General features: G+C 43.3%; 6 protein-coding genes. 3 read left to right on the top strand and 3 right to left on the bottom strand.

Annotated features, from left to right (window positions below):
• A partial coding sequence (gene purL / locus ACESM0_RS10190; protein WP_372906111.1) for a phosphoribosylformylglycinamidine synthase subunit PurL occupies positions 1-2,230 on the top strand: 2,230 nt, incomplete at its 5' end.
• A 64-nt stretch (positions 2,231-2,294) separates the two neighbouring features.
• On the opposite strand, the gene ACESM0_RS10185 is transcribed toward purL, so the two are convergent.
• A complete protein-coding gene (locus ACESM0_RS10185) occupies positions 2,295-3,197 on the bottom strand; it encodes a c-type cytochrome (protein ID WP_372906110.1) in 903 nt (300 codons plus the stop codon).
• Between the two features lie 209 nt (positions 3,198-3,406).
• Between ACESM0_RS10185 and ACESM0_RS10180 the strand changes: the two genes are divergently transcribed.
• A complete protein-coding gene (locus ACESM0_RS10180) occupies positions 3,407-4,126 on the top strand; it encodes an SDR family oxidoreductase (RefSeq protein WP_372906109.1) in 720 nt (239 codons plus the stop codon).
• Between the two features lie 302 nt (positions 4,127-4,428).
• On the opposite strand, the gene lat is transcribed toward ACESM0_RS10180, so the two are convergent.
• A complete protein-coding gene (gene lat / locus ACESM0_RS10175) occupies positions 4,429-5,772 on the bottom strand; it encodes an L-lysine 6-transaminase (protein ID WP_372906108.1) in 1,344 nt (447 codons plus the stop codon).
• 57 nt (positions 5,773-5,829) lie between these two features.
• On the bottom strand, positions 5,830-7,095 hold the full coding sequence (gene rocD / locus ACESM0_RS10170; RefSeq protein WP_372906107.1) for an ornithine--oxo-acid transaminase: 1,266 nt from the start codon (positions 7,093-7,095) through the stop codon (positions 5,830-5,832).
• 639 nt (positions 7,096-7,734) lie between these two features.
• Here rocD and ACESM0_RS10165 point away from each other — a divergent pair.
• Positions 7,735-8,145: a response regulator gene (locus ACESM0_RS10165; protein ID WP_372906106.1), complete on the top strand. Its 411-nt coding sequence runs from the start codon at positions 7,735-7,737 to the stop codon at positions 8,143-8,145.
• Positions 8,146-8,562 lie beyond the last annotated feature (417 nt).

The raw sequence follows: 8,562 nt of genomic DNA, 5'->3' as shown, positions 1-8,562 counted from the left end.
TACATCTCCTAAAGAACCTGAAGTAAATCTCGATCTGGCCAAAGAACACGGCTTAAATGAGGAAGAGTATGAAATGATTAAGAACTTTCTCGGGCGAATCCCAACATTTACAGAATTAGGAGTCTATTCTGTTATGTGGAGTGAACATTGCTCATATAAAAATTCCATTTTGGAGATCAAAAAGCTGCCGAGAGAAGGTGTACAGCTATTGGTAGATGCCGGTGAAGAGAACGCAGGATTGGTGGATATTGGAGATGGCCTGGCTTGTGCCTTTAAAATTGAGAGTCACAATCACCCGTCGGCCGTTGAGCCTTATCAGGGAGCGGCAACCGGTGTAGGCGGAATTCACAGAGATATTTTTACCATGGGCGCCCGGCCAGTGGCATCGCTTAACTCGCTTCGTTTTGGGTCGATGGAGAATCCTCGTGTTCGTTACCTATTAGATGGAGTTGTGCGCGGGATTTCTGATTACGGTAACTCTTTCGGTATTCCAACTGTAGGCGGCGAAATATATTTTGATGAAGCGTATGAAGGGAACCCGCTCGTGAACGCGATGAGCGTGGGAATTGTAAAACACGGCGAAACGGCATCAGCCATTGCACACGGAATCGGAAATCCGGTTCTGATAGTGGGTGCCAGTACAGGTCGCGATGGAATACACGGTGCTACATTTGCTTCGGAAGAGATCAGTGAGGAGAGTGAAGCCAAACGTCCAAGTGTACAGGTGGGTGACCCATTTACGGAGAAACTGCTGCTTGAAGCAAGCCTGGAAGCGTTGAAAACCGGCGCTGTTGTTGGCTTGCAGGATATGGGGGCTGCCGGAATTACCAGTTCCTCATCAGAGATGACTGCGCGGGGCGGAGATGGAATGAGACTCGATCTGGATAAGGTACCTATGCGTGAAGAGGGTATGACCGCTTATGAACTGCTTCTAAGTGAGAGCCAGGAGCGGATGCTTGTGGTTGCCGAAAAAGGCCGTGAGCAGGAGATTATTGACGTATTTGAAAAGTGGGATCTCAATGCTGTTGTAATTGGTGAAGTTGTTGAAGGTAATAAACTAACCTATATGAAAGATGGAGAGGTAAAAGCGGAAATTCCGGCCGACTCACTGGTTCTGGGCGGCGGAGCTCCACAGTATGAACGCGAAAGAAAGAAGCCGGCCTATATTGATGAAGTTCAAAGCTTCGACTTTTCCACAATCAAACATCCTGAAGATGTAAATGAATCTTTGCTCAAAGTGCTGGCTTCTCCAAATGTGGCATCCAAAAGATGGGTTCACGAGCAGTACGATACAACGGTTCGAACGAATACGGTCAATGCTCCGGGAGCTTCCGATTCCGGTGTCATTCGAATAAAAGGAACCAAGAAGGGACTGGCCGTAAAAACGGACTGTAACGGACGATATGTATATCTGAATCCCCGTCGTGGCGGACAAATTGCAGTTGCTGAGTCTGCGCGAAATGTGGTCTGCAGCGGAGCAAAACCAATGGCTATTACCAACTGTCTAAATTTTGGAAATCCTTATAAACCGGAAGTATACTGGACATTCAGTGAGGCTTTGGGAGGAATGGGTGATGCTTGCCGTGCACTCCATACACCGGTTACAGGTGGAAATGTGAGTCTGTATAACGAAAATCCAAAAGGTGCGATTTTCCCGACTCCTGTGATTGGAATGCTTGGCTTGATTGAAGATGTGGAGAATCACACCATGACGCCAGAGTTCAAAAACGAGGGAGATGTTATCTATTACCTTGGAGCCGACAGAAAAGGTTTGGGCGGTTCAGAATATATTAATACTGTACATGGGCTGACAACCGGAGATGCTCCTGAGCTGGATCTCGATATGGAAGTAAAGCTTCAGCAATCCGTTTTGAAACTGATTCACACCAAAATCGTAAATGCCGCACACGATGTGTCTGATGGCGGGTTGAGCGTCACACTTGCAGAGATGGCTATTCATTCAGGATTGGGTGCGGATGTATCTCTTAAAAAAATGAGCGGCGAGCTTTATGAACTTCTCTTCAGTGAAGCACAATCAGGAATTGTTGTAACGGTTCCAAAAGAGAATGTATCAGATCTGGAAAAAGCGATGAAAGATAGCGATGTACCTTTTCACGTATTGGGTACAGTTTCAGGAGACTCGTTCACGATCAATCAAGCTGTAAATCTTCCGGTATCTGAACTCGCTGAGGTGTACGAATCTTCAATTCCGGCCTCTATGGAGCAGTAATTTGGTGTTATGTTGATTCAATAATCGACTTTAAAAGACATACTCAAGATGTACAGTTATTATTTCACCTATTACCTGTCTCCTTAGCCGGTAAGGATTGGAAATATGCAAATAGTCCCTGCAGCTCTTCATCAGTCATGGTGCCAAAGACTTGCCAGGGCATATATTCTTTCGGTAATTCCCTGCCCTCAGGTGTAATACCGGTTCTCATTGTTTGCAGGAAGTCGTCTGCTGTCCAATTTCCCATTGAACCGGCAATTGTCAAATTGGTTGCAACCGGCCAATCCGGAGGCACGCCCGGTATTTTTCCACCCGAAAATCCGGAACCATGACAACCGGTACAGGTAGTGGCAAGATACTTTCCTAGTTCTGCGGGAGAACGTTCTGCCAGGGGTTCGGGAACCGGAAGATTGTGGTCGATCACCTTAGCCGGAAAGAGATGAATTTCACTGTCCAACAGATACATTAACCGATAGGGGAGATTTATTTTTGAATCAGGAAGCTCATTATCAACTGGTTCCAAGTTTCGGATATAAGCAATTAACGAGTTTAAATCTTTTGAATCGATCTGATTATACTCGTGAGACGGCATAAAGATGACGGACTTATTCTGTTGATTTACTCCGTGGCGGATGGATTTAATCAAGTCTTCATCAGTATAAATATTTCCAATTCCACCTTCCCCGCTTGTAAGGTTTGTAGCAATAAATTGTCCGACAATCGGATCTTTGATGAAAACAGCCCCTTCCAGATTTTCACCATGACAATCGATACAGCCCCGAATTGTCGCAACATGCTTGCCTCGCTCTAAAGATTCTGCACTATTGTCGATTTCCAATGGTTCTACTTCGACCCTGTATGTCCTGTTTCTATGGCTTTCCGTTATAAGATAAACTACTGATGATGCAATAAGCATGATCAGTATCAAAACGGCAATCGTTTTTAACCCCCATTTCACAAATTTCATGACCTAATCCCCCGCTAACTTGTTTGATGTGAATGCTTTAAGAAGTTTTATTCTACTTAATCACATGAACATCGGCAATACCATGAAATACTGATTTTTAAAATTTGCAGGTTCAGATAAAATGAGATAGTGGAATAATTAGGATACCAACGAACGATTTATTTTTCAATCGAATTGAGTGAATTAAAATTCAAACCCAAAAGAGAATTATGGAAGATAAAATTGTACTCATCGTGGGCGGGACAGGCGGAATTGGAAAAGCATCGGCAGATCTTTTTGCCAAAGCCGGCGCCAAGGTTGTATTAGCAGCCAGAGATAAACAGAAAGCTGAAGAGAAAGCCAAAGAGATCAACGACAATGGAGGAGAGGTGTTTGCTATAAAGGTGAATGTAACCGATCTGGGCTCAGTCTCCGATATGGCCAGGGAAGTAACCGAAGAGCTGGGCGATATCGATGTACTGGTCAATGCCTTCGGCTTGGGAATGATTCAGCCGCTTCTTGATATCAAACCAGAAGAGGCAAAAGAGGTTTTTGACGTAAATGTTTACGGCACATTTCTTGTAACGCAAACGGTTACCCGCTACATGGCAACGGCTAAAAAGGGAAGAATTATCATGTTTCCCGGAATACTTGGAAAAGCGGTTATGAGAAATTCATCCGTCTATTCTGCTTCCAAATATGCAGTAACCGGATTTACAAAAGCACTTGTTGAAGAGAATAAGAGATCAGGCGTTAAATTTTCACTGCTCTACCTTGGTGGAGTGGCTACTAATTTCTGGGAGAATCCAAATATCGATATGCGAGTACAGACAGATAAAATGTTGACGCCGGAGCAAGTGGCAAAAGCGGTTTATTACTCCGCATCGCAGCCGGATGATTCTGTATTGAATGAGATTACCATTCAGCCTGAATCTCATCAGATGGTATAAAAATAATCAACCTGACAGTGCATCCGACAGATCTTGGAGGATTCCTGTCAGCGTTGAAAATACGATTCCTTAATGACAGACGCTGTCAGGACTTTCGCTTCAGACGTTTACAGGTCCTTTAAAATTATCCGTAGCATTAAAAATCCGTCAGACCACTCCACGCGGTCAGACGGATTAACTAAGATATAATACCCATCTGACCGACATTAGCGGTCTGATGGATAATTACTCAAATAGGTATTCTAAACTCGTGTCACGACTCCAATTCGTGCCACGAGTACTAAGTGCTACGAATAATATGCTTACTCTCCAACAACTGGACACTTTTCAATAGCTGTTTTGTAACTCTTTCTGATGATCTCAATACCTTCATCAATCTGAGCTTTTTCTACTGTGAGTGGTGGACGGAAACGTACGGTTTTATTGCCGCAGCCAAGAATCATGAGGTTGTTGTTCATGCACTCTTTCACCACTTCATCTCTTGCATGACTATTTGGGAGATCCATTGAACAGAAGAGCCCTTTGCCTCGCGGATTTGAGATATGCTCAAATTCATCTGACAGAATCTGAATTTGCTCCTGCAGGTGCACACCTACAGTAGCCGCATTATCTATCAGTTTGTCCTCCTCAATAATCTCAAGGATGCGATCGAACCGGACCATATCTACCAGGTTGCCTCCCCATGTAGAGTTGATTCGGGACGAAACATGAAAGCAGTTGGTTTCGATGTCATCAATTCTGTCGCTGGCCAGGATACCGCAAACCTGTGCTTTTTTACCAAATGCGAGTATATCCGGTTTTACATAGTATTCGTGAGCCCAGAATTTTCCTGTCAGGCCAACACCGGTTTGAACTTCATCGTAAATCAGTAATGCATCAAACTCATCACATAGATCTCGCAGAGCCTGATGAAATTCAATTCTGAAGTGGTTGTCGCCGCCTTCGCCCTGAATGGGTTCGAGAAGTATACAGGCGATATCATCCTTGTAGGTTTCGAAATACTGACGAGCCTGAGCCAGCGCCTGAGCTTCTTCCATTTCCACTTGTTTCTTATTCTCTGCATTCAGCGGGAATGTAACAGCCGGGTTATGAATCCGCGGCCAGTCAAATTTCGGAAAATACTTCACTTTTTTGGGATCGGTATTTGTAAGTGAAAGAGTATATCCGCTTCGCCCATGAAATGCTTTGTCCAGGTGAAGGGCCTTATGACCTTTTTCAGTCCGATATCCTTTTTTGAAATTTTTCTGAACTTTCCAGTCGAATGCTACTTTCAAGGCATTTTCCACAGCCAACGCACCGCCGGAAACAAAAAACGCGTACGGCATGTAGTCCGGGATTCCGACTCTGGAAAACGTATCTACAAAGTGGGCCATCTCTTCGGTATATACGTCCGAATTGGATGGCTTGTTGATGGCTACCTGACCCAGCTTGGCAACAAAATCGGCATCACCAGCCAGTTTATCATGATTCATTCCCAATGGATTGGAAGCGAAGAACGTGAAAAAGTCAAGATAATCCTTGCCTGTGGCAGAGTCGTGCAGATAAGCTCCTTTACTTTTTTTGAGGTCGAGAACCATCTCATACCCATCTGCAAGAATATGTTTTTGTAGTGTTGAGCGTACGTTTTTTGGTTGAATCCCTTTCATGTAATGTGTCGTTTAAAATTTAATTTTTAGATCCTGTTTGATGGTAAGTAGAGGCTTTTAAGTTTTAAATTCAAGGAAAGTTTTTCGGATAATTTGGATGCACTTTTGAAGCTGCTCCTCACTCATGACCAAAGGTGGTGCAAACCGGATAATGTTGCCATGTGTCGGTTTTGCTAGCAAGCCGTTATCCTTCAGTTTAACGCAAAGACCCCAGGCTGTTGAGCTCTCGGATGAATCGTTAATTTCCACAGCATTGAGCAGTCCCTTTCCGCGAACAAGAGTTATTAAATTGCACTCTTCTTTCAGCTTGTTCATCGCTTCCCGGAATAGCTCTCCAAGCTTACGGGCGTTTTGTGCAAGTTTTTCATCCCGAACCACTTCAAGTGCGGCAATTGCAACGCGCGCAGCCAGCGGGTTGCCTCCAAATGTAGAGCCGTGCTGTCCAGGTTGGATAACGTCCATGATCTCACCATCAGCAAGAACTGCAGATACCGGATAGACGCCACCGGACAGGGCTTTCCCAAGAATCAGAATATCGGGTTTTACATAGTGTTCAGGCTGACGTTCACAGCTTCCCTGGCACGTACAATCACCGCAAACAGCAAGCAGAGATCCGGTTCGTGCAATTCCGGTTTGAATCTCGTCGGCAATAAAGAGGGCGTTGTATTTTTTACAGAGCGCAGCTGCTTTTCTTAGGTAACCTTCATCCGGAACCATCACACCGGCTTCTCCCTGAATCGGTTCAATTAAAAATCCGGCAATATTCTTCTCTTTAAGTGCCTTTTCCAGATCATCCAGATTGTTGTACTCAACCTTTACGAATCCCGGGGTATAAGGACCGAAGTTTTTACTAGCATCGTCATCATTAGAGAAAGAGATGACGGTTGTAGTCCGGCCGTGAAAGTTGTTCTCAGCTACAATAATCTTAGCTTCATTTTCCGGTATTTCTTTCTTTTCATAAGCCCACTTTCGGCAGATCTTGATAGCCGTTTCAACACCTTCGGCTCCCGTATTCATAGGTAGGATTTTTTCAAATCCGAACATATTGGTGATAAACTGCTCATACTCGCCAAGAACATTGTTATAGAATGCCCGGGATGTGAGTGTAAGTGTCTCCGCCTGTTTTTTGAGAGCTCCAATAATATGGGGGTGGCAATGACCCTGATTTACTGCAGAATAAGCCGAAAGAAAATCGAAATATCTGTTGCCTTCCGGGTCCCAGACGTATACACCGTCGCCTTTAGCCAGAACAACCGGCAGTGGATGATAGTTGTGGGCACCGTATTTATCTTCAAGGGCAATGGCTTCTTTGGTGGAAAGCATATATTCAGAAAGTGGTTTAGAGTTAATCGTTGTTGTTAAGATAGTAAATACCCCGATTCGGAGCGACAGGTGGCGATTTACTTTACAAACTGAGAGAGAACCATGTCTATAAGTTTTAAAGTTGGAAGTGAGGTGAGAATCGCGCAGAAGAAGATTAAATTTGGCCCGGGTCAGTATAACCTAAAGTGCAGGTTTTGAGAGTAGAAGGGATGGAAAAGGAGAGTTTGTTTTATTATTGTTTTCCCATAATACTGTGTTTCGTCCTAAAAATATGTTGACAGATTTCAGGTGATTTTCTAAAGCCGATGGAGATTTTCTTCTTTGGCTTTATTATGAATATCCCGTCATCGAATAAGTTGACACAAGTTTGACTTATTCATGAATAACAGAGCTGACTCACATAGAATGCGTACCCAACGCAATTACAACCTGGTTTTTAGTTAGGAACTATTTTCTTCTGGTAAATTAGGGGTAACACGTACACCTATCTATATTACTATCACAAAAAGCACCCCAAAAATAAAAAAGAGAAGCAATAGCAACGGGGAGGTCAGTGAAATTGATTTATTGCCATTAAAAAAAGATTGTAACGAATCTGCTCTATACTCTTCAAACTACCTCAACTTGAAATGTAAGATTATGGAAAAAGATGACATAAAAGGCACTGTAGTTATTGTTGAAGACGACATGATTCTTTCTATGGTTGCGGAAAGAGTTGTAGAAACGCTCGGTTTTAAAGTTGTAGCTAAGGCTGCCAGCGGTGAGCAAGCAATAGAAAAAATAAAAGAGCATCAACCGGATGTGTTGTTGATGGATATTTTTCTTGAGGGGAGTATAGATGGAATTGAAACTGTAAGCCGCATACGCTCTTTTAGCAATGTGCCGGTTATCTATGTTTCCGGCAATTCAGACAAAGATCACATGGCCAGAGCCAAAAAAACAGGCTATGTAGATTTTCTTTCCAAGCCCATTTCACAGAGCAAGATTATTCAGCCCATGGAAAAAGCGATTCAGATAAGCCTTGAGTATGATATTAATCAGGCAAGTTGACCAGAGCCTCAGTTTCTATCACCTTTCTTATGAATACTGCACACCTCAACTTATAAGGAGTAAATTTTTTCGAGATATATCCTTTAATATTTGCCCACTTTACCAATAATTGAAAGGTTGTCTCTTAGACAAGACGAAGATTATCTAGTTTTTTATTTAAACGCGCTTCCTGCATAGTCACTAACATTTATATTCAGCAAATCAGCATATCGTTGAGTGGTCTTAACATCTGCATGTCGCAGTAAACGTTGAACAGTTTAATTAGGAACTCCGGCGCATCACAGCAAAATACAGCAAGTATGCCGGCGACTCTGAATATGCTTAAGCTTATTTTGAAGGAGTTGGGTGTCTGGACTTGATAATGTTATATGAGGCCTACTCAGATTGGAGTGCAGGATGTATACAGTAAACATGATG

Origin of the sequence: Rhodohalobacter sp., from assembly GCF_041686455.1 — a bacterium.
GTDB lineage: Bacteria > Bacteroidota > Rhodothermia > Balneolales > Balneolaceae > Rhodohalobacter.
The sequence above is the reverse complement of the archived record's forward strand: the minus strand, read 5'-3'. Positions and strand labels throughout refer to the sequence as shown.